Below are 23386 nucleotides of genomic sequence, written 5' to 3'. Positions count from 1 at the left end.
GAATTTATTATTTATTAGGTTAGAAATTATATCTTCTTGTTATGTTGAATCCAATTAACATTCCTTTATGAAAAAAATCATTGGTATTCTTCATGGCATTCATTTGTGGAACGATTCCATTGTAGTTTGTTAAGAAAATTTGGAACGCATGGGCAGATGTTGAAAACTCTGCACCTATACTAATTCCAGGATTGTCATAACTAAGTCCTGTAGTAGGATCATCTTCAAAGCTAGTTATTGGCTGACTATAATCTAATATAATTGAAGTTTGTGGACTTATTTTATATCGTCCCCCAAAAGCTATTGAAATACGATCATTTTCAGTTCCATAATCTACAGCATTGTAGTGAGCTAAACTTGGTGCTATTTGAAAAGAAAAGTTAGGACTGAATCTTTTAGCAATGATTAATTGGTGGAAATAAGAATATCTATCTTGTTTTGTTAGAAAAACGCCATCATTGGCTTCTCCCGAACGACCATCTATTCCTACGTTTCCAAAATAAGTAACACTTAAAGGAATGCGCCCTGAACGGGTTTGATTTAAAAGACCAACTTTTAAGTTGAAATCGCTAATTCTATTCTTTTTAGTAATTCCATAACCTACAGTTACCCAATCTAAAATTGAGTATGATAATGCAATTCTAATGTTTGAATTTGCTCCATAAATACCAGCTAATGAATTTTCTTCATCTATTAAACCAAATCTATGTTGCATCATAACTTCTAAGGTGTTTTTATTAAATAACACGTTAGTTTGATTGTCAACAAGGCTTGAACTTTCAAACGCAGGACGTTCCGGTTTATCTACAATTGAATCCTTAGTTTTTTGTGAAAAACCAATTATTGGAACAATTAAGAAAGTAAACAGTAATATTTTATAATTTTTCATTTGTAACGTCTTTAAATTAGTTGTTTTCTGCACCGTCATCAATCCACTTTTTAATTAATGCAAGAGAATTTGCATCAACATTTCTGTGTCCATTAACTGCTAATTGAGTGTATAATCTACTACCGCTAGAATTGCCTGCTGATACATAAGCTGGAACCAGTGCGGCATATTCACTACCTGCAGTTAAATTTGGACTTTGTCCGCCAGTGTTGTGGCATTGAGTACAATTGTAAGTAACAAATATTGGTGTAATGTCATCTGCAAAAGAAATAACGGTATCTGGTGGAATCACTACTTCAACTTCTTCAGGAAATTCATCGTAATAACATGAAAAAAACAACAAAGTTATACTGCTAACGAGAACTATTTTTAATAGTTTTTTCATTTTGTTTTATTTTAATTTTGAACTTTTAACTTTAAATTTCTAATAGAAATTTTGTTAGCTATTTAATATACTAGGATTTGATTTTAAATAGCCCAGAAGTTTTACCTCCTGAGCTATTTTAAAATATCTAGCTATTAATTTTGTAAGTATTCAAGTGAATTTTTAAGTAAAGCAGTTGCATATTTTGGGTTATGCACACCATTACTTTTATCTTCTTCTAAAGTTTTATAGTTCCAAATAACTTGTGCATCTTTTACAGAATAAACACCAGGATTTGAAGTGCTAGCACGAGCTCCACTTGCTCCTAAAATATATCCACTTTCATCTATATATCCTTTGGCAACCAATAAATTATGTAAAGCTGTAAAATCTGTAGTAAATCCGGTTACTTCTGTAGGAGCGCCATTTGTATGGCAAGTAATACATGCTTCTTCATTTGGTGCCCAAGTATGTCCACCTTCTGTAGCAACTGTAGATTCTCCCATATGACAAGCAACACAAGATGCACCTTTTCTGTGACCTGAATCGCCATTAGCTCCAATTCCAGGATAAGCTGTTGATCCTGCAATGTTAGCGCCCATAATACCTTCAAATAAGGTAGATTGTGGGCCATGGTGAGGTCCATATCTGTAACTTGTTATAGTTACATCTTCAGTACCTGTTGGAACAGGATAACTAGGTCTAGGTTGGTGACAAGTCACACAAGCATTACTTAAGCCTAAAGGATCATTTGCGTTAGCTAAGTCAACAGATACTGTTGGGTCAATAACTAATTTAACAGGATCGATGTTTCTTAATGCATAATCATTTCCATCATTTTCAAAATCAAATGATCTGTGTGCATCATGACATCCAGTACAATTAATTGGGTTTGAAACTAAATACCCGTTTGGATTTGGCATTGGAATAGGATCTCCGTTAATGTCTAGAATTAAATCACCAAAATCAGGACTTGAAGGGTCTGTGATTGTTTGATAAAAATTACCAGACAAATAATCTATGTGACCTTCATTGTTGTGACATTGTGCGCAATCAGCACTTGTTCCTCTTGCCCAAGAAGTTCCAGTAGCGTGTCCAGAAGTTGCATAAGCGTTAATAATAGGGTCACGATGAGTTGATGAGTGACATGAAATACAAAGAGCGGCATTGGCATCAGAACCATCAACGCCGTCTACACCGTCAACACCATCTTTTCCGTCTGCTCCTGCGATTGGAGTATACTCACTGGTACATTGGAAAAACATAAAACTTGATGCTACTATGACCAAGTTTATTATTAATTTGAAATTTTTCATAATAACTGTATTTGATATTTTATTTAAAATCTTGGTGTAAAATTATGTAACATATGTTACTCAAAATATGATTTTTGTCATATATGAATTTATTTTAAAAAAACTTAAAAAGAGCAATTTTTAAAGAACTTTTTGTTTATAAATGATGATAAATTTAAAAAAATTAAATGCTTATAATTAGTAATTTTATCAATCCTATTTTGAGCTAAGAATAAATTTATGTATTTAATTTTTGATACCGAAACCACAGGTTTGCCTAAACGTTGGGATGCCCCCATTAGTGATACCAATAACTGGCCTAGATGCATACAAATAGCATGGCAATTACATGATGCTTATGGTAATTGTATAGAACATCAAGATTATTTGGTTAAACCAGATGGCTTTAATATTCCTTATGATGCAGAGAAAATCCATGGTATTTCAACAGAGTTGGCTCAAAAACAGGGTATTTCATTAATTGAGGTTTTACAAAAATTTAAAGAAACTTTAAATAAAACAAAGTTTATTGTTGGTCAAAACGTGAAGTTTGACTTAAACATTATGGGCGCTGAGTTTTTTAGAGAAGGATTAGATAATGTGTTGCAAGAATTACCTGTATTAGACACTTGTACAGAACATACTGCTGCTTTATGTCAAATACCTGGTGGGCGTTATGGTAAATTTAAGCTACCTACATTATCTGAATTGCATGAATTTTTGTTCGAGGAACGTTTTGTAGAAGCTCATAATGCTACTGCCGATGTAGAAGCAACAACACGTTGCTTTTTTGAATTGATTCGTTTGAATGAATTTACAAAAGAGCAATTAGATGTTGAGCAAGATTATTTTAAAGAATTCAACACTTCCAATCCAACAGAAATTCAACTTTTAGGTTTAAAACACATCAACCTGAAAAATGAAAGTGCGAAAATTCGCGAACAAATAAAAAAAGCGGTTTCAACAACAATCTCATCACAAGAGATTAAAGAAAACATAGCAGAATTAGCCGATGTCGATTTTGTTCATTTACATAATCACTCACAATTTTCCATTTTACAATCCACAATAAGCATTAAAAAATTAGTGGCTTCTGCAGCAAAATATAATATGCCTGCTGTAGCATTAACAGATCATGGAAATATGATGGGTGCTTTTCACTTTGTGAAAGAAGTATCTTTTCATAATAAAGTGGTAAAAACAAAAAATGAAGAAGCCATAGCGAAGGGAGAATTGCCAACTTTAAATGAAATTAAACCCATTTTAGGCTGTGAGTTTTTTGTTTGCGAGAATCATTTAGATAAATCTAGAAAAGATAATGGCTATCAAATCGTGCTGCTTGCAAAAAACAAAAAAGGGTATCATAATTTGGCAAAATTATCTTCAATAGCTTATACCGATGGGTTTTATTATGTACCAAGAATTGACAGAAAATTAATTGAAAGGTATAAAGATGATTTAATTGTACTTACGGGTAATTTATATGGAGAAGTGCCTAGTAAGGTTTTAAATATTGGAGAAAATCAAGCTGAAGAAGCTTTGTTATGGTGGAAAGAACAATTTAAGGATGATTTATATGTTGAAATTATGCGTCATAATCAAGAAGATGAAAAACGCGTAAACCCAACCTTAATTAAGTTGGCAGAACAACATAATATTAAAATCGTTGCTACAAATAATACCTATTATGCGGAGCAAGAAGATGCCAATGCACATGATATTTTATTGTGTGTTAAAGATGGCGAAAAACAGGCGACACCTATAGGAAGAGGACGTGGTTATCGTTATGGCATGCCAAATAAAGAGTACTTTTTCAAGTCTTCTGACGCCATGAAAAGCTTGTTTAAGGATTTGCCTCAAGCCATTTCAAATATTCAAGAAGTAGTAGATAAAATTGAGGATTATCAATTATCACGTGAAGTCTTGCTTCCTAAATTCGATATTCCTAAAGAATTTGTAAATGAAGAAGATAAAGTTGATGGAGGAAAACGTGGGGAAAATGCCTATTTACGTCATTTAACATATAAAGGAGCAGAAAAACGTTATGCCGATTTAACATCTGAGATAAAAGAACGTTTAGACTTTGAGTTAGAAGTTATTGAAAAAACAGGCTATCCGGGATATTTTTTAATTGTTGAAGATTTTATTCGAGAAGCCAGAAATATGGATGTGTCTGTTGGTCCGGGTCGTGGTTCAGCAGCAGGTTCGGTAGTGGCATATTGTCTTTGGATAACCAATATTGATCCTTTAAAGTACGACTTGCTTTTTGAGAGATTTTTAAATCCAGACCGTATTAGTATGCCCGATATTGATATCGATTTTGATGACGAAGGTCGTGGGCGGGTTATGGAATATGTGATTAAAAAATATGGTAGCAATCAGGTTGCACAAATTATTACTTATGGTACTATGGCTGCTAAATCCTCTATCAGAGATACAGCTAGGGTTTTAGATTTGCCTTTGTTTGATGCCGATAGAATTGCGAAGCTAATTCCAACCATGTCTAAACTGAACAGGATTTTTGGTTTAAGCGAAAAGGAATTAAACAGCACGTTCAGGGCTGAAGATTTAGAGAAAGTTAATCAACTATTAAATATTTCTGAAGGAGAAGATTTAGAAGCTGAAACTATAAACTTAGCCAAAACATTAGAAGGATCATTAAGAAATACGGGTATTCATGCTTGTGGAGTTATTATCACGCCAAGCGATATTACCGATTTTGTGCCAGTAGCTACAGCAAAAGATTCAGATTTGTATGTCACTCAGTTTGACAACTCTGTGGTTGAAGAGGCCGGATTACTTAAAATGGACTTTTTAGGATTAAAAACTTTAACCTTAATTAAGGATACGGTAAAAATTGTAAAAGCAAAGCATGGCATACTATTAGACCCAGATAATTTTCCTTTAGATGATGAGAAAACGTATGAATTATTCCAAAAAGGGGAAACAGTAGGAGTATTTCAATATGAATCTCCCGGAATGCAAAAACATTTAAAAGATTTAAAACCAACGGTTTTTGATGACCTAATTGCAATGAACGCATTATATCGTCCGGGACCAATGGAATACATACCAAGTTTTGTTAAGCGTAAACATGGTGAGGAAACCATTGATTATGATCTTCCGGCCATGGAAGAATACTTAAAAGAAACCTATGGCATCACAGTATATCAGGAACAGGTAATGCTCCTTTCTCAAAAATTAGCAGATTTCACAAAAGGTGAAGCCGATGTTTTGAGAAAAGCCATGGGAAAAAAGCAAATAGCAGTTCTTGATAAAATGAAACCAAAATTCATTGAACAAGCAGGAGCTAAAGGTCATGATAAAGATAAATTAGAAAAAATTTGGAAAGACTGGGAAGCCTTTGCAAGTTATGCTTTTAATAAGTCGCATTCCACTTGTTACGCTTGGATAGCATATCAAACGGCGTATTTAAAAGCACATTATCCTGCAGAGTATATGGCTGCGGTGCTTTCAAACAACATGAATGATATCAAACAGGTTACGTTTTTTATGGAAGAATGTAAGCGAATGAAATTAAATGTACTTGGGCCAGATGTTAATGAATCATATTATAAATTTTCAGTAAACAAAAACAATGCCGTGCGGTTTGGTATGGGTGCTGTAAAAGGTGTTGGTCATGGAGCAGTTAGAACCATAGTAGATAACAGAAAGGAAAACGGTCATTATAAATCCATTTTTGACTTAGCAAAACGTATAGATTTACGAGCAGCTAATAAAAAAGCTTTTGAAAATTTGGCTTTAGCTGGAGGTTTTGATTGCTTTACTGAAACTCACAGAGCTCAATATTTTCAAGATGAAGGTGACGGAATCACTTTTTTGGAAAAAGCTATTCGATATGGTAGTAAACATCAGGAAAACGAAAATTCTGCGCAGGTGAGTTTGTTTGGAGATGCCAGTGATATACAAATAGCAGAACCACAAGTGCCACCATGTGAAACATGGGGAACCATGGAGAAATTAGCAAGAGAAAAAGAAGTGGTAGGCATTTATATTTCAGGACATCCATTAGATGATTTTAAAACGGAAATGAATACCTTTTGTAACTCAAGTCTGGCAATGTTTAAAGATTTAGAAGCTTGTGTAAATAAAGAACTCACCTTTGGAGGTGTAGTTACAGATGTGCAACATCGTGTTACAAAACAAGGAAAAGGATGGGCCATATTTACTGTTGAAGATTATACTGATAGTTTTGAGTTTCGCATTTTTGGTGAAGAGTATCTTAAGTTCAGGCATTTTTTATTAAAAAATAGTTTTGTGTTTATTAAAGCCTTTGTGAGAGAAGGTTGGGTTAATAAAGAAACCGATAAGAAAAGCGATCCTCGATTGCAGTTTAATAATTTCCAGTTGCTGCATGATGTCATGGATAGTTATGCTAAAAAATTATCAATACAACTTAATATTAAGGATATTCAAAAAGATAAAATTAGTGCTCTAAATGAATTAATAAATATGCATCCTGGTAGTCAAATACTTAATTTTGTTGTTTATGATAATGAAGAAAGTATTAAGCTTAATATGCCAAGTAGAAAGAAAAAAATAAAAATATCTCAAGAGCTATTAGGAGAACTTGAAAATCAAGAAGTTTACTATAAGTTGAATTAATTTTACTTTTTTAGGTAGGAGATTTTATCATTTAAATGTTATATGTATAAACAACATATTACAAAATCCCATATCATGAAAAGTTTTAAAATTTTATTGTTTTTAGTTGCTTTTGGTTTTATTTCTTGCCAAAACGATACTGTATCAGAACCAATTACAAGTGAAGCAGCTGTTTCTGCTGAAGCCGTTATTGAAGAGTCAGAAAGTGTTTTAGATGATATTTCTATATACTCAGAAAGCTCTTTTGGAGTTGATATGACAACATCTGTAACTGGTAAAGATGCTACTTCAAAAAGTGAAACCGCCAGTAAATACGGACACTCTGGATTTTTTGGAGACTGTGCAGACATAGCAGTTTCAGTAGATGGAAACACAATTACAGCCACAATTACTTTTACAGGAGATTGCTTGGATAACGATGGAAATGTCATTACAGGAACTATTACTAAAGTTTGGTCGCTTACAGATACGAATGCAGAAAGAACCATTACTGTTGATAATTTAAGTATTAATGGTTACATCATAAATGGTACAAAAACCTATGTATTTACTTCAAGTAATGAAAATGGAAACCCTGAAATGACAGGTACTGTTGATATTACTGTTGAAACCGATGAAGGCACTTTTTCAAAGGTTGGTACAAGAACCGTTGAAATAACAACGGGAGGAGACACAGATTCTTGTTATGATGATGAAAAAACTATTTCGGGCTCTTTCGTTTATACAGATGCAAGTGGCGCTACTTTTAGTGTTGAAATCACAACACCACTAGTTAAACTAGCAGAATGTTTATATATAGCTTCTGGAGTTAAAGAATATACTACAGTTGAAGGAACTACTACTTTAGATTATGGGGATGGTACGTGTGATAATATTGCAACCAAAACTGCTCCAGATGGAACAGTTACAGAAATTGAATTAGGAAGAAAAAGACATCACTAATAAATAGCCCCATGTCTTTTTAAAGAGCTATCACATCCCAATGATAGCTCTTTTCCATTATTTATTAATCAATAATAAAATCAAACAATAAGATTATAAGTAAAACAAATTGCAAGCTTGTAAGCTTTAGAGAATTTTTTGACTAATTTTGCATAATATCTAGAAGTAAAACACAATTAAATTAAATATTATGGCATTAGAAATAACAGATGCATCTTTTGAAGAAACTGTTTTAAAAAGTGATAAACCTGTAATGGTTGATTTTTGGGCAGCTTGGTGCGGACCTTGTAGAATGGTAGGACCTATCATTGAACAAATAAGTGAAGAATACGCTGGAAAAGCTATAGTTGGTAAGGTAGATGTTGATGCAAATCAAGAATTTGCTGCAAAATATGGTGTACGTAACATACCTACTGTTTTAGTTTTTCAAAATGGTGAAGTAGTAGGTCGTCAAGTTGGTGTAGCACCTAAAAATGCTTATACAGAAGCAATTGATGCGCTTTTATAAAAAGTAAATGAAAAAGAAAACAAAAAGGTTTGCTGTAATGGTAAACCTTTTTTTATTTTAGTTAAAAATTAAATAGAATGAGTAATAAAATAAAAATTCAAGATGCTATTGATGCCAAATTTATAGAACAACGTAAAGTATTTCTTTGGGGTCAAGTTGATGATAAATCTGCAAAACATGTTATAGATAGACTTCTGTATTTAGATTCATTAGGCACAAACGACATCCAATTATACATAAACAGCCCTGGTGGTTATGTAACTTCAGGATTTGCCATTTATGATTGTATCAAGTCATTAAACAGCCATGTCTCTACAATATGTACAGGTTTTGCTGCTTCTATGGGGTCTATCATACTTTCTGCTGGAGAAAAAGGGAAAAGATTCATTCAACCTCATGCCAGAGTTATGATTCATCAACCTAGTGGAGGTGCTCGTGGTCAGGCCAGTGATATTGAAATTACAGCTAAAGAAATTATATTAACCAAAGAGTTAAGCGCTAAAATATTGGCTGAAAACTGTGGTCAGACATTTGATAAAGTAATGAAAGATTTTAACCGCGACCATTGGATGGGTGCAGAAGAATCTGTTGCTTATGGCATTGTTGATGGAATTATGTAAGGTTTAAAACAACTAAATGAATATTCAGCAGGAACTTAATAAAGTCAGTGGCTTTAAAAATCTTGAATTGCTTGCTAAACAAGTAGTTGAAGGTTTTATTGCTGGGATGCATAAAAGTCCGTTTCATGGTTTTTCTGCTGAATTTTCAGAACATAAAATTTATAATCAAGGAGAAAGCACAAGACACATAGATTGGAAGTTATTTGCAAAAACAGATAAGTTATACACCAAACGATATGATGATGAAACAAATTTAAGATGTCACATCATTATAGATAATAGTAGTTCAATGCATTATCCTAAAATGGAAACTATTAATCTTGATAATCTTAATAAAATTGCTTTTTCTGCACTTGCTGCTGCTTCATTAATGCATATTTTAAAAAAACAGCGTGATGCCATTGGGTTAAGTATTTATAGTGATACATATGACTACTATGCTCCAGAAAAAGGGAGTGAACGGCATCATCAAATGTTGTTAAACCAACTTAGTGAAGTGGTTGTTTCAAGACCATTAAAAAGAAATACAGACACTTATAAGTATTTACATGAAATCGCTGAAAAAATTCACAGAAGGTCGTTAATTTTTCTATTTACTGATATGTTTCAATCCTCAGTAGAGGAATCGAAGTTATTTGAAGCACTTCGCCATTTAAAATACAATAAACATGAAGTTGTTTTATTTCATGTATTTGACAAAAAGAAAGAACTAAGTTTTGATTTTGATAATAAGCCCCGACAATTTGTGGATGTTGAAACAGGTGAGTACATCAATATATATGCTGATACAATTAAGGAAAATTACAGTAAAGCGGTGAACAATTATTTTGAATCCTTAAAATTGAAATGTGCTCAATACAAGATTAAATATGAAGAGGCTGATATTAATAATAATTTTAATAACATTCTCACAACCTACATGATAGAAAGACAGAAATTCGCTTAGAAAAAATATTATTTAAAAAATAGCAAAAAACGTTTGACATATAAAAAAAGGCGTGTATATTTGCAACCGCAATAAAGCAACGGTCTGGTAGTTCAGTTGGTTAGAATGCCGCCCTGTCACGGCGGAGGTCGCGGGTTCGAGTCCCGTCCAGACCGCAAGATTGCTAAAAGCTCTAAGAGATTAGGGCTTTTTTTGGCAAGTTAAAGAAGTTGTGTTGTCTGATAGATGTAGTAGTCTATCAGTGGTTTAAGTAGTTAAACCGATGGAAAGCTTTCCTTTTTTCTTCGCAGAAGATTGGGATGCTTTTTTGCTTTGTAGATACATGCACTAACTACATTATGTATATTTTATCTTTCCAAAAGACCTTAAAATAGTTTAGTAGAATTATTGTTTAGTCTGTCATTATTATTCAGGGTATATTTAAAACAAAATTAATTAGTCTTTTAAAAATATGATTTTATATTGTGTAGATATGATCAATATTCAATCCTTCTGGAAGTGAACTATCAATAATAATAAGAGTTTTCTTGTTTTTCAGAGAGTTTAAGATTCCTTTAAAGTGGGAAACCGTTTCGCTATTAAGACCCTTAAAAGGTTGATCAATAATTAACAATGGTTTATTGGTTAGGAGCGCTCTACAGTATAATAATATTTTTTTTTGTCCATTTGTAAGTTTACTTCCTAAATCACCTATGGAATCATTTAACTCAAGTCTGTTATTTATATCTTCAAATTTTTGAAGCATTTTTAAAATTTTAAAAGCTTTCTCTTTTCTTTTTTCATTTCTGCTAAAAACTATAGCTTCATAAACTGACTTGCCATAAAGAGGTAATTCACTTGATATAATTGCTATATTTTTTCTGATAGTCTTTTCAGATAGTTCCTTGTGATTATGTTTCCCGTAATAAATATTGCCTTTAGTTGGTGAATATATCTTAAGTAATAGTTTGATTATGGTATTTTTACCAGAGCCTGAGTTACCAATTATAGCAGTTATTTTTTTTGGTAAAATAGTAATGTTTAAATCATTGAAAACAAAAGTTTTGGTATCTGGGTATTTAAAAGAAACATTATTTGTGATTATTTTTTTATTAGATAAATTTATTTCTTCAAAAGAGAGATTGTTTTCAGTTTCCAAATCAAAAAGCTTGAGTAATTTTTCAAATGAAATATTCCCTAATTTCCAAATAATGCTAACCCTTAAAGTGCGTCTTAGAATTGGAAGAAAAGAAATGATTAACAAAATTAAAATCAATATGGTAGACTTGTTAAAAGTAGCATTACTATTTATTTTTAAATAGTACACATACCACATTAGCAATCCAATCATTAAATAAGTTAAAAATGGAATGATAGATTGGATAAGACTAACTACTTTCTGGTATTTTTTACCAGCTGTATATAATTTTTCTGAACGTTTAATATATCTTTTCTCTTCGGGGCTATATTTATTAAATGCTTTTATAGATAGAATCGCCCTTAAACGTGTATTTACAAAAGATAGCATTCCAGACCTTTGATTTCTTCGGTTAACTGATATGGAATATAAAATAGTGTTAATAAAAAATAATATAAAAATGGTAAAACCAATGGATACTGCCACTATTGTGCCTAGTTTAATATCTATATAAGCTATAATAACAATTAAAAAAACAATTAAAATTAGGTCTTGCGAGAACAGAAATAATCCTTTAGTAATATAATTTTGAATACTCTTAAGGTCTCCACTATATCTAAGTAAATATTTTCCAATACCTTTTTCATCATATATAGAGCTGCTTATTTGAAGTTGGTGCTTAAACAGATCTTCTCTAAGAGATTTTGCGAATTTCTCTCCTATAATAGCAACAGAATACTTGTTGATATATTCTAAAGCAAAGCGAAAGAATATAAGTGCAATAAAAAATAAAAGGAATGATGAAAATCCCCTAATATTAATAAAAGGGACATCGCCTAACAGCTTTAATCTATGAGAAGAAAAGCCAAAGTTAAACTCATAAAACCTCCCAAGACTTATTGGAACTAATAATGTAAAAATGTTATAGAATAACCCACTTAAAAAAGCAACTATTACAAGAAATTTCTTTTGTCGTATAAAACTAACTATTAACTGCCATTTTGTTTTCAAATTTCAAGTATTTTAATTTTTTTTCTATAGTATTGATTATTTTCTTCGACATCAAATCTTCTCCAATTAAGACTGTGTAATCAGATTGTTGCTTAACTTCCTCAACCAATAATGGACTAGTTGTAAAAAGTCCAGTTACACCTATTACGTTGCATTTTAACTGTGACAACATGTTAGCCCCTGCTATGGCACTCATGCTATCTGCTGAAGAAAACAAAGCTCCAGAGACGTTGTTCATGAACTTGTTGTTGTGAATCAGGGCATGTGTTTCTCGTTGTAGAAGGCCGTCTGCTATCTCAATTATAATATAATCTGGGTTGTAAGGGTTTATTCTTTCCATCATTTTCTCATATAAATCTATAAGTTCATCCGTAGAGCACATATATGTTGATGGAAAACCAAAATCTGAAAAATCAAGTGAAACATTTGCACCATAGTCACGTACCATCCTTTTGTCTTTGGTATAAACAGTTCCTGTTAATTTAGTGAATGCCACCTTTTTTCTGGCCAGCTTTAATCCTCTTGCAAGAAATGCCGCAGAAGTGGTCTTTCCACTGTCCATGCTAGTCCCCAATGATAATATTATTTTTGGGTGTTTATTAACTGGAATGGATTTATCCAATGTAATCTCTTTATTTGAATTTTTAGTATTGATAACATGAGCCTCTTCATCAACAACATAACCAACCAAACCAAGCTTGGTAGGCCCAATAAGTTCAAATTTACTATGTATGCTTTTAAGTATGCCAATAGCACCACCTTGTCCTAAAACATGATATGTGGAATGATAAGAGTCAGGTACATAGCCTTCCATTTGTTCAGTTGCATATCTATTGCCAAAGGCGGCCATAATCAAATCTCCTGGCAAAATGTATTTATTAGTGCCATTGGTGGATTGGATAGACGTGTGCTTTCCAATTTCTTTTACTTTAAAAATGGCAACATCACCTGCTTTGGGTACGTAAAATTTCTTGATTTGCTTATTAATAGTTGTACTATTTACATTTTTACAAATGATAGTTTTTTTTATCCTGCTGGAATTAATTTTAGTTAGTATCATAATGACTTGGAGTTTATGTTATTAGGTTGATTATTTTATTTTAAACGACAAATTTGTTCCAATAACTGAATAATCATTGTCTGGTAGCTGATCTGTCTTAAATTCGTTTTGGTATATATAATAAATGGAGATTCCCATTGAGGAATTTTTGATAGGTTTAAAACTTATACCTGGTTTTAAACGGAATCGTTTAATTCCATTCGAAATAATACCTCCTTGATAATAATAAAACATACTTTCAATATAGGGAGACAAACTAGACCTTTTCACATTATAGCCCAACCTAGTTGAATATGTGGTTCGGGTTTTATATTTATCTAAATCAGGGAAGAAATACTGAAATTCAATTTCATGTGACAATGATAGACGCTTAACCAAGTCGTGCTTAAAAGAAAAACTCCCAGAAATACGGTCTACGGCCAAGGTGTTAAACCAACCAGAAGTTGCACCCTGATTTCTTAAAGAGTTAGAATCGTTAAAAAGACCTCTAACATATCCGCCCTCTACATAGATCCTTCTCTTAATTTTATATGATAAGGAAAGCTTTGTCTGGGAAAAGCTGTAGGTGGTAGGAGATGCATTAAAAGCAAATAGTTGGCTTAGTTTTCCAGTTAGGTTGTCATTAATGCCATAAGATACGTTTACACCTGACCATAGTTTTAAATTATTGGTAAGGTCTTGAGAGTTCATTGATAGGCTAAAAAATGAAAACACCACAATCGTGATTGTTTTTTTAATTTGAGATTTAGTTAAGTTCATTTAGTTTAATTTTTAGAATTACAAACATTCAAAGGCTTTTTAAATGCTTGGTGAAATACGTTTATTTTCTACAAAGTGAATTTTATTATAATATTTGAGATGATTTATTATATAACAACTTAATTCGCGAAATTCCTACTTTCAAAATAAAATTAATAGTTGTTTGCTTGTTTATGGTCATTTTAAGCTGTTCAATTAGGATAAAAAACTTGTTGGCTTTTTTTGGCAGTTTAGTACTTAATCAAAGGTTAGTGCAGTTTTGCTAACTTCTGATTTTCCTTCGGACACGAATGAAACGAACTGGCGAAGAAAAATCCTCAAATGCAAATACGCCTTTCCATATACATAAAAGTTGTACACCAGCTGAAAAAACAACAGAAATAAATGAAAAGTATAGAATTTAAAGTTGGAATAGTTCCAGAAACATCTGAAATAATTGAGGTTTATGATAGCTCTGGAATAAAAAGACCGACAAAAGATAGTGACAGAATAAAGAAAATGTATGAAAATTCTAACCTGATAATAACTGCGTGGTTGAATAATGAACTGATTGGAATATCTCGCTCGATAACAGATTTTTGTTATGCCTGCTATTTATCCGATTTAGCTGTGAAAAGTGAATATCAAAAAAAAGGCATTGGAAGTCAACTAATAAAATTAACAGAAAAAGAAATTGGAAAACAAACTGCAATAATTTTGCTTTCTGCACCATTAGCAATGGAATACTATCCGAAAATTGGATTTGATAAAATTGAAAATGGATTTATAATTCGTCGAACTGAATAATTACATTGAATTGAATTTAGAAAAGCAAAAAACCTGATGCATAACATTGTAAAAAAATAATTGCTCAATTTTGGCCTTAAACAAAGGTAGTAGCAAGTTTATTGTCTCTGATCTTCCTATGGAAATCCTCGCACATAAAACTACTACTATTCTACTACTAACCCATTGGACCGAGTAGAAAAAGAAAAATCATAACATTTAATATTTGGGAACTGGATAAAAGGGAGATTTTTCTATATATTTTAATGAATTTCAAAACATCAAACCGAATTAAAAGAATTGATTAATGATTCTTCTGATTTATTAGATAAAGGAGACATACTTCTTATCTAGTCAATAAACTTGTTGTCGATAAATTGGAAGCAGTATTCGATATTATTATAAGCCATGTGCTAAGACATCTTAATCAAGTCAAATAGGTGTTGAAAAATGACATTTTTTTTTACAGATCTAAAAAATTAGGGCTTTTTTGGGCAAGTTAAAGAAGTTGTGTTGTTTGACAGATATACTATTCCTTTTTTCTTTACAGAATGTTGGGAAGCTTTTTTGTTTTGGGAGTCTATTTTTAATAGTTGAAACACATTTTTGTTATTAAAAAAGGTGTTATCAAGCATATTTTTTCATTTCTGTGGTAATCATAGTTAACGCTTTTTCCCAGGCAATTATTAATTGGCCACTATAATAGTCGCCAAGTTCTTCTTTTATGGTTTCCAATAGACATGATAAAACAATCGGGTAATGCGCTTCGAGTACGCCATACCGTGCATGGCTTTCTCCAAGTAATTTCAGACCCAAAGTTAAGTGTTCTGGTCTGCTCATGGAGTAAACAGTACCTCCTAGCATATGTGTTAAAAGTTTGCCTTGAGAGGTCATGTTATTTTTAAATAGGGTTCTTACTTCAGGAGATTTTTCAAAGACCCGCGTATAGAATTTATTTGCAAAGTCTTCTTCATTTCTTAATAAATAATCAAGTGAACGTTGCAGTTCAAGTTGAATATCCATTTCTTTAAAACCCTTTAACTCGTATAGTTTTGTTTGATGCTCATGGCCTGCCATTTGGCTACTGAATTTTTTTCCTATCTCAATGGTGTTTTCTGGCATTCCTTTTAAAACAGAATCTGAAATTAAAATACTTGTCTCGGCTATTTTATTATAAGATTGAATTCTACTTGCCGTATTAACAGGATCTCCAACTACGGCAAACTGTTTATGCTTCGGATGTCCTAAATGACCTATATATGCTTTTCCAAAATTAATTCCAATCCCTAATTTAATTTTAACATCAAAGGCTTCCAGCTCCAAATGATTAAGCCTTTCAATGGCATATTGCATGCCTAAAGCAGCTCGCACAGCATCTTTGGAAGTTTTATCTCGCATGCCTCCAGAAACTCCAAAAAGACCAATAATTTCATCTCCAACATATTGATAAATAATGCCATTATTAGCTAATATAGGATCGCCAAGAACAGTATAAAATCTATTTAAAATATGCGCGACATCAAACGAACTGTTTTCTGATGTCATTTTAGTGAATCCACGAATATCACAAAATAGGATGGCAATGGCTCTTTCTTCGGCTGTGCCTTCTGGTAGTGTTTCTAACTGTAGTTTATTAATTTCAGAACTTGTCCAGACTAGGCGTTGGATACTCACATCGCCTTTTGCATAGCTTTGACAAGCTAGCCTAATAGACGGATCCCATTTTCTGGCACGAGCAATTTCTTGCTCTTTTACAGTTCTAGGATTTAAATTATGATGACCTTCCATAACCCGAATTCGACAGGTTGTGCAGAGTCCATTTCCTCCGCATTCATGAATATGAGGTATCTGGTTAGAGATAGAACAGTCCAGCAGTGTTGCATCTGGGTCATCATGTTCTACTTGTTGATTAATGCCAGTATATGTAATAATAGGTATTTTGACTTCAGGCATATTATTTTTTTATGGATATAGTATATAAAGTTAAAAAAAATAGGATAAATGAATTTATTAAAATGGAACAATTCAAATTTTCTTCATAGAATATTGGATGCTTTTTTGTTTAGGTTAGTTTTTGTTAATATTGTATTGAGCAAAATGTAATTTAAACCAATCGTTATGAAATTTAAATCTTCAATTTTAAAAAAAGCCCTAGCTTTTTTGTTATTAGTCTTAGTCTCTTCCATGTTTCAGTTTTGTAAATCTTCAAAAGCCGTAACAACCAATAGTAAAGAAATAGTAATATCTTATATTAAGAATATAGCCCCAATTATAGAAAGAAGTTGTTCTCCATGCCATTTTCCTGAAAATGGTAAAAAGAAATGGTTAAACACTTATGATGCTGTTAAGAATAATATTGAAGATATTTTAACTCGTGTTCAGTTACCTGCAACTGATGAAAAATTTATGCCTTTTAGAAATAAAAAACCTGCGCTAACAGAAGAAGAAGTTGCTTTATTTAAAAAATGGGTTGCACAAAAAATGGCAGAATAATTTATAAAAAAATTTTTGCAAGTTGATTTGCATTTGAAAAGTGTTTTTAAAAGTGAGTTTTAAATACTCAAATTAATCATGTAATCTTCTTTTAATTTTTTTCTGTTTATTTTTCCAGTATCATTCTTTGGAATATCTTCAATGAAAATAATTTTAGAAGGTATTTTAAACTTTGCTAATTTATTTTTACAGAAGTCTAACAACTCTTGTTCGGTAATTTGGGATTTCTTAACGATGATGGCTACTCCACATTCTCCCCATTTTTCGTGAGGAATACCAAATACTACAGCGTCTTTAACATCTTCATGTTGTCGTAAAACTCGCTCTACTTCAACTGGATAAACATTTTCTCCGCCACTTATATAAATATTCTTTTTTCTGTCAACAATATATAAATATCCTTCTTCGTCTAATCTAGCAACATCACCGGTTTTAAACCATTCTCCATCTTTAGACTCATTTGTTGCTTCAATGTTTTTCCAATAACCAGGTGTTACCATTGGCCCGGAAATTAATAGCTCTCCAGTCTCATTTGTTGCTGAATTTTTTCCTTTTTCATCAACCACTTTAATCTTTACATAAAAGTTTGGCTTTCCAATGGAACCTTGTTTTCTTTCTGCGTCATTTTGATGAAGTGACGTAAGATTTGGTCCCACTTCAGTGAGACCATAACCTTGACGTATGGGAACTCCTTTGTTATGGAATAACTTTATTAGATTTAAAGGCATGCTTTCTCCGCCGACAATAATATAATTTAGGCAACTAATATTTGCTTCAAGAAATTCGGGTAACTCAACCATCATTTTCAACATGGTTGGTACAGCCATGAAAAGATTTAATTTTTCCTCTATAATACAATTCAGTGTTTCTTTTGGGTCGAATTTTTTAAATAAAATTAAAGTGCCTCCATGATGTAATACAGGAGTTAATAACACGTTCCATCCCCCGGTATGAAACAAAGGCATGCAATTAAGAGTTACTGTATTATTGGTTATTATTAAGCTTAAAGACGTGTTTATGCTATTCCAAAATAACATTTTATGAGTGTATATTGCCCCTTTTGGAAACCCGGTTGTTCCACTTGTATAAAGGATGAAAATAGGGTCTTCTTCATTAAGATTTTCTGAAAACCCTGGTTTTGAATTTTCTTGTAACTGTTTTAATGATTCTATAGGTTCATAAAAAGTTTTATAGCTTAGAGTACTAATATCAAAACTTAAGCCATGACAATAAATTACTTTTGGAGTTGAATCGTTAAGCATATAATCAACTTCTTCAGGAGCCAATCTGTAGTTGATTGGAACCAAAATAAAACCCCCTTTTTGAGCAGCAGCAAAAAGAAATATCTGTTCTATATTATTTTCAGAAATTATACCAATTCTATCTCCTTTTTGTAGCTGAAATTTATTTTTTAAATGATAAACCAAAGTATTAGCCTTTTCATTTATATACTTGTAAGTTAGTTTTTCACCACAAGAAGCATCCTTAATCGCTATTTTCTCTGAATCATAATCAGCCCATTTTTTAAACCAGTCAAAAGTATTAATCATCATAAGTTAAAGTTACAATATAAAAGAATTAGCTGCAAAAGCAAGACCTCCACCAGAGCCTATAAAGAAAAGTGTATCTCCTTCTTTTATTTTATTTTGCGCCCAGGCTTCATGAAAAGCTATAGGAATGCATGCAGAACCAGTATATCCATATTGATGCATGATTGTATGAGCTTTGTTTTTATCTACTTCTAATATTTTTAGGGTCTCATGAATAGCATTAATGTTAATTTGTGTCATTAAAAACTGATCTACTTCAACAATATCCATTTTCATTTGTTTAGCAAGTTCAATGCTAAGGCTGCTCCACATTTGAGGGTTCAGTTCTGGAGGAAATTTTTTAACAAATTTCAGTTTATGATCATTGTTTTTAAGAACCGTTTCATTTAAAGGGTATTTGGTTCCTCCTGCATAAATTCCCATCCATTCGGCATATTGACCTTTCGAAATTAATTTACCTGCTTGATGTCCTTTGTTTTTTTCGTTGGTGGCAGTAAGAACTACAGCTCCAGCACCATCTGCAAATAAAGTTACCGTTTTTTTGTCTGCTTTATTTAAGTATTTGCTCATTCCATAGGCACCAATAACCAATGCGTTTTTAATGCCTCCACTACGGATAAAATGAGTCGCCGTTTCTGTAGCTGTTACAAAACCTGCACAAGCCGAATTTAAGTCGAAAGTACCGGAATTGATTGTTCCAATTCTATGTTGTAAAACAGAAGCTGTTGAAGGCGAAATGTATTCAGGTGTATCGGTAGCAACTATTAACAAGTCTATATCTTCTGCTTTTAATCCGGCATTTTTTAATGCTTCATTAGCAGCTTTTTCACATAAATCAACAGTAGATTCATTTTCATTGCACCATCGCCTGTTAAAAATCTGAACGTTTTCTCTTAACCACGTGTCAACATCTTCACCTAATAATTCGTTGAAATATGAGTTAGGTATTATAGTCTCGGGGACATACATCCCCGAGGAAATTATCTTTGCATTTGTCATGCGATATGTTTTTAGTTCAATATTTTTTAACTTAATCTAAATGAATTTTTGCTTCTAATAGATATAAAGCTCCTGTTGGTGGAGAAGCTGTGAATTCTCTCATTTCTGTGTTGAATAAGTTTGTGGCAGCAAATGATAGTGTAAGTGTATCATTTACTTTATAGCCAAAGTTTAAATCGAAAGTTACAAATCCACCTAAAGGACCGTAATTCCATGAATCTCCACTACGAGTGTTTTCTACAATTGGTAAACCGCGATAAGTGTATCCTGGCAAGGTTTCTGATGCAATTTGGTAGCTTGAAAAATAATTATATTCTTGTACCCATCTGCTAAAAATTGATCCGAAGAAACGGGTTCCTCCATAGTTAATTCCCAAGCCTCCTTTGTTTTTTGGCGCATTAACAAGAAAATCTAAAAAGTTAACTTTACCATCTTTATTAAAGTCGTTTTCGGTATTGTCTTCATCAAACGAATAGTCAAAATATGAATAGTTTGCTGTCATACTTACTTTTGGAGAAAAATTGTAGGTTAAACTAATGTCTGTACCATAAGTGTTCACTTTTCCAAAATTGATATAAGTAGCAACTAACCCATGGTAAAAGGCATAACCACTTTGTACTTCAGATATTGGAGTGTCTCCTCTTTCAGTAGCTACACCAATAACGGTTACTGGACTTAAAAAGTTTTTGTTAATGTTGTAGTAAGCATTGACATCTGCGTATAGGCTTTTAGATAGATTTCCGCGATAACCAACTTCAAAAGAATTTACCTTTTCAACATCTTGTGATTTTACTTTTGTGCCGTCTACAAGAGTAAATCCTTCGGCATTACCTAAAATTAAGCCAGAAAATAGATTGCCATATAAGTTAAGAATGGTTGGTGAAGCAATTCCTTGTCCGTAAGTAAATCTATAAGTTCCCGAATCAGTTTTTTTCAATAAACCAAATTTTGGAATAATGTTAGTTCCATATATTTCATGATTATCTACTCTGGCAGCTCCAAGTACTTCAAAACCTTTGCCCAAATCGTATGTTAAATGAGCATAACCGCCTATTTGATTTAGGTTGATATAACCATTATTATCAAGTAGATAACTTCCGTTACTGTTTGCTTTATCTAACTGCCATTGCACACCGGTTACAAATCCTAATTTACCAAATGTATTGTTGTATTGTGCTTCTGCATTCCACCTTTTAGAGTTGTCTTCAAATCTAGCAGCACTTGCATAAGAGAATTCTCCTGCCGCTTCTTCAGGTGTCATGCCTGCATCAATTCCTCTGTAATATTGTTTTGTTCTCTCATCAATAGAGTAAGTGTCGTCTGTTTTACTTGTTGTATAGTAAGTTTGAGCAAAGAAATGCTTGGTTTTATATTTAAGTTGGAAGAAGCTAATTCTCCAATCAACGATTTGGTTTCTACCAACGTTAGTAGGAGATAAATAAGTGCTGTTACTGTGACCGTAAGTTGCAATTAAATCATTACCAGCTTTTGGTGAAAAATAAGCGCTAACTTCAGTTTTAAAAAATTCCACTTTATTGTCTAATTGAAATTCTTCATAACCTTCTTTTACACCATCGGTTCCAGGGTTGCCATTGGCATCTTTTCTATCGATATATACAGAGTCCGCATACTTAAATTCGGTTGCTCGAGTATATTCGCCAGTAGCTTTGACTGCCCATTTTTCATTTAATTTTTTGGCAAAACGAATTCTGCCAGAATAGAAACCTTTGCCATCGCTATTAACACCTAAGTTAGTTGCTATTGTAGTTCCTTGGTATTTACGAGGGTCTTTTGTAATGGTGTTGATCAATCCGTTGTGAGCATTAGGTCCGTAAAGAGTTGCATTAGGACCTAAAATAACTTCCATTTGTTCAATATCTTCCTTGATTGCGGTAGTTAATGGACCCATTGGTAAACCAGTGGCGATAAGAGACGAAAGTCTGTCGTCAACAACTTGTAAGTTTTTTGAGTTAAAGTTTGAGTTAAACCCTCTGATATTGAATGCTGGTGTTGCAATTCCAGCTCTAAAGTAGTCCACTCCTTTTTTTCGGGATAAAAGTTCAGCTGGATTTCCTGCATACTCTTCTATTTCTTTAGGGCTTATAGCAATAACTGTGGATGGTGAATCTGTTATTTTTTCAGCTTTTTTAGAACCTGATACAATCATCACTTCACCTAATGAAACACCTGGTTCTAAAGAAACGTTTAGAGTTGTTTCTCCTTCTGTAATAGTTACCGATTGAGAGCTAGGGCTATATCCAACATAGGATATTTTTACTGCGTGATTTCCAACTGGTAATTCCAGTTTATAAGTACCATCTAAATCAGTTGTTGTACCAATTCCGTTTTCAGCAACATATACACTGGCTCCAGAAAGAGGTTCGCCCTCATTATCTGTAATTTTTCCAGTTAAAAAACCGTTTTGTGCATTTAATGTAAAAATGCCCAAGAACATTAGCATCGAGGTAATAAAATGTTTCATAGTTTAGAATGTGTTAATTAGTTAGTTAATTTTTAATTTCGTTGATAATAATAGTATTTATAGCCTCACTTTTGTCCCATTGTATAAAGTGGCCAGACTTGTCTAGTAGAGTGATTTCTACTTTTGGATAATCATTTTTTAGTTTGTCGGTAAGGTCAGTAAGTGTGGGATTTGGATGGAGTATTTTATTTGGAATAAGTAAATCATTTTGACCAAATATTACCTGTACAGAAACATTGATCGATGATATTTTATCGTAGATTGGTTCGTTAAGCATGGCATGTATGCATGTAACAATTGTATTGCAGTATTGTTTGTATTTATCTTCATTTTCTTTGATAAGCAACCTGTCTTCAAGCATGAAATTTGCGTCTTCAGGTAATTGTGCGCCGTAAAAGTTAACGTTGAAATTTTGTTTGATTTGTTCGTTTGTGAGATTCAAATACAAATCATTTGTTATTACTGAAGAAAACCAAGTTTTGTCACTATCAGAAAATGTTTCTATTCCTGCAGGAGAAAGTAATATAACGCTTTTTAGCCATTTAGGGTTTTCATTTATTGCTAAGGTTGCTACAATTTGTCCTCCCATGGAATGCCCAACTAAAATGACATTTTTAAGTTTTTTTTCTATTGCAAATTGACTAATTACAGATGCATAGTTTTTCATTCCTGGGATGAATCCTCCTAATCCAGATTCTCCAAAACCAGGTAAATCTATAGCAAACACATTAGCATGCTTAGCTAACTCATTAATATTCTTTAAGTATGCTTTTGAGTAACTTCCTAAACCATGAACCAGAACTATAGCTTGATTGTTTTTTTGATTTTCACTAGCCAAATAATGTAATTCTATATTATTGTTTGGAAGTGAAATAAATTCAGATTTAATGTCTTGTGCCATAGCCGAAAATGTAATCAATAAGATAAGACACAAGAGTCGTGTTTTATACTGTGTCTTAA

At 32.5% G+C, this 23386-nt stretch carries 18 protein-coding genes and 1 tRNA gene; 8 read left to right on the top strand and 11 right to left on the bottom strand.

Going from position 1 to position 23386, the window contains the following annotated elements; translation table 11 throughout:
* Positions 1-19 precede the first annotated feature (19 nt).
* The 3 genes from V8G69_RS00405 to V8G69_RS00395 form a co-directional block, all read right to left on the bottom strand.
* Positions 20-889 carry a DUF5777 family beta-barrel protein gene (locus tag V8G69_RS00405; protein ID WP_394879679.1) on the bottom strand — a complete coding sequence of 290 codons (870 nt, stop codon included), beginning with the start codon at positions 887-889 and terminating at the stop codon, positions 20-22.
* Between the two features lie 16 nt (positions 890-905).
* Complete coding sequence (locus V8G69_RS00400; protein ID WP_394879678.1) at positions 906-1274, bottom strand: hypothetical protein; 369 nt, start codon at positions 1272-1274, stop codon at positions 906-908.
* Positions 1275-1408: 134 nt separating this feature from the next.
* Positions 1409-2569, bottom strand: a complete 1161-nt coding sequence (locus tag V8G69_RS00395; RefSeq protein ID WP_394879677.1) for a hypothetical protein — start codon at positions 2567-2569, stop codon at positions 1409-1411.
* A 219-nt stretch (positions 2570-2788) separates the two neighbouring features.
* Here V8G69_RS00395 and dnaE point away from each other — a divergent pair, with 219 nt between their 5' ends.
* From dnaE to V8G69_RS00365, 6 genes are all read left to right on the top strand, one after another.
* Complete coding sequence (gene dnaE / locus V8G69_RS00390; protein WP_394879676.1) at positions 2789-7174, top strand: DNA polymerase III subunit alpha; 4386 nt, start codon at positions 2789-2791, stop codon at positions 7172-7174.
* Positions 7175-7249: 75 nt separating this feature from the next.
* Entirely contained in the window at positions 7250-8116 is an 867-nt protein-coding gene (locus V8G69_RS00385; RefSeq protein WP_394879675.1) for a hypothetical protein, read from the top strand.
* A 190-nt stretch (positions 8117-8306) separates the two neighbouring features.
* Positions 8307-8624 (top strand): thioredoxin, encoded by a 318-nt coding sequence (trxA, locus tag V8G69_RS00380; RefSeq protein ID WP_394879674.1) that lies wholly within the window; start codon positions 8307-8309, stop codon positions 8622-8624.
* A 77-nt stretch (positions 8625-8701) separates the two neighbouring features.
* Positions 8702-9244, top strand: a complete 543-nt coding sequence (locus V8G69_RS00375; RefSeq protein WP_394879673.1) for a ClpP family protease — start codon at positions 8702-8704, stop codon at positions 9242-9244.
* Positions 9245-9260: 16 nt separating this feature from the next.
* Positions 9261-10190, top strand: coding sequence for a DUF58 domain-containing protein (locus V8G69_RS00370; protein WP_394879672.1), 930 nt, complete (start codon positions 9261-9263; stop codon positions 10188-10190).
* Positions 10191-10271: 81 nt separating this feature from the next.
* A tRNA-Asp gene (locus tag V8G69_RS00365) sits at positions 10272-10345 on the top strand.
* Positions 10346-10647: 302 nt separating this feature from the next.
* Here the strand turns inward: V8G69_RS00365 and V8G69_RS00360 are convergent.
* The 3 genes from V8G69_RS00360 to V8G69_RS00350 are packed head-to-tail and all read right to left on the bottom strand — an operon-like array spanning position 10648 to position 14137.
* Entirely contained in the window at positions 10648-12318 is a 1671-nt protein-coding gene (locus V8G69_RS00360) for an ABC transporter transmembrane domain-containing protein (protein ID WP_394879671.1), read from the bottom strand.
* Positions 12290-13378 (bottom strand): hypothetical protein, encoded by a 1089-nt coding sequence (locus V8G69_RS00355; protein ID WP_394879670.1) that lies wholly within the window; start codon positions 13376-13378, stop codon positions 12290-12292. The genes V8G69_RS00360 and V8G69_RS00355 overlap by 29 nt, the downstream gene beginning before the upstream one ends.
* Positions 13379-13408: 30 nt before the next feature.
* The gene (locus V8G69_RS00350; RefSeq protein ID WP_394879669.1) at positions 13409-14137 is read right to left on the bottom strand and encodes a DUF2490 domain-containing protein; all 729 of its coding nucleotides are present in this window, start codon (positions 14135-14137) and stop codon (positions 13409-13411) included.
* A gap of 384 nt (positions 14138-14521) precedes the next feature.
* Between V8G69_RS00350 and V8G69_RS00345 the strand changes: the two genes are divergently transcribed.
* A complete protein-coding gene (locus V8G69_RS00345) occupies positions 14522-14923 on the top strand; it encodes a GNAT family N-acetyltransferase (protein ID WP_394879668.1) in 402 nt (133 codons plus the stop codon).
* 606 nt (positions 14924-15529) lie between these two features.
* Here V8G69_RS00345 and V8G69_RS00340 read toward each other — a convergent pair.
* Positions 15530-16855 (bottom strand): adenylate/guanylate cyclase domain-containing protein, encoded by a 1326-nt coding sequence (locus tag V8G69_RS00340; protein ID WP_394879667.1) that lies wholly within the window; start codon positions 16853-16855, stop codon positions 15530-15532.
* 165 nt (positions 16856-17020) lie between these two features.
* Here V8G69_RS00340 and V8G69_RS00335 point away from each other — a divergent pair, with 165 nt between their 5' ends.
* The gene (locus V8G69_RS00335) at positions 17021-17395 is read left to right on the top strand and encodes a hypothetical protein (RefSeq protein ID WP_394879666.1); all 375 of its coding nucleotides are present in this window, start codon (positions 17021-17023) and stop codon (positions 17393-17395) included.
* Between the two features lie 59 nt (positions 17396-17454).
* Here V8G69_RS00335 and V8G69_RS00330 read toward each other — a convergent pair whose 3' ends face one another.
* Genes V8G69_RS00330 through V8G69_RS00315 form a run of 4 tightly spaced genes read right to left on the bottom strand, consistent with a single transcriptional unit; the run spans position 17455 to position 23327 of the window.
* Positions 17455-18948, bottom strand: a complete 1494-nt coding sequence (locus V8G69_RS00330; protein WP_394879665.1) for an AMP-binding protein — start codon at positions 18946-18948, stop codon at positions 17455-17457.
* A gap of 9 nt (positions 18949-18957) precedes the next feature.
* Entirely contained in the window at positions 18958-19944 is a 987-nt protein-coding gene (locus V8G69_RS00325) for a 3-oxoacyl-ACP synthase III family protein (RefSeq protein WP_394879664.1), read from the bottom strand.
* A gap of 31 nt (positions 19945-19975) precedes the next feature.
* Positions 19976-22426, bottom strand: coding sequence for a TonB-dependent receptor domain-containing protein (locus V8G69_RS00320; RefSeq protein WP_394879662.1), 2451 nt, complete (start codon positions 22424-22426; stop codon positions 19976-19978).
* Positions 22427-22451: 25 nt separating this feature from the next.
* Positions 22452-23327, bottom strand: a complete 876-nt coding sequence (locus tag V8G69_RS00315; RefSeq protein WP_394879661.1) for an alpha/beta fold hydrolase — start codon at positions 23325-23327, stop codon at positions 22452-22454.
* Positions 23328-23386: the final 59 nt, after the last annotated feature.

Origin of the sequence: Gaetbulibacter sp. M235 (assembly GCF_043876835.1) — a bacterium.
In the GTDB taxonomy this organism is placed as follows: domain Bacteria; phylum Bacteroidota; class Bacteroidia; order Flavobacteriales; family Flavobacteriaceae; genus Yeosuana.
This window is presented reverse-complemented; position numbering and strand designations above follow the sequence as displayed.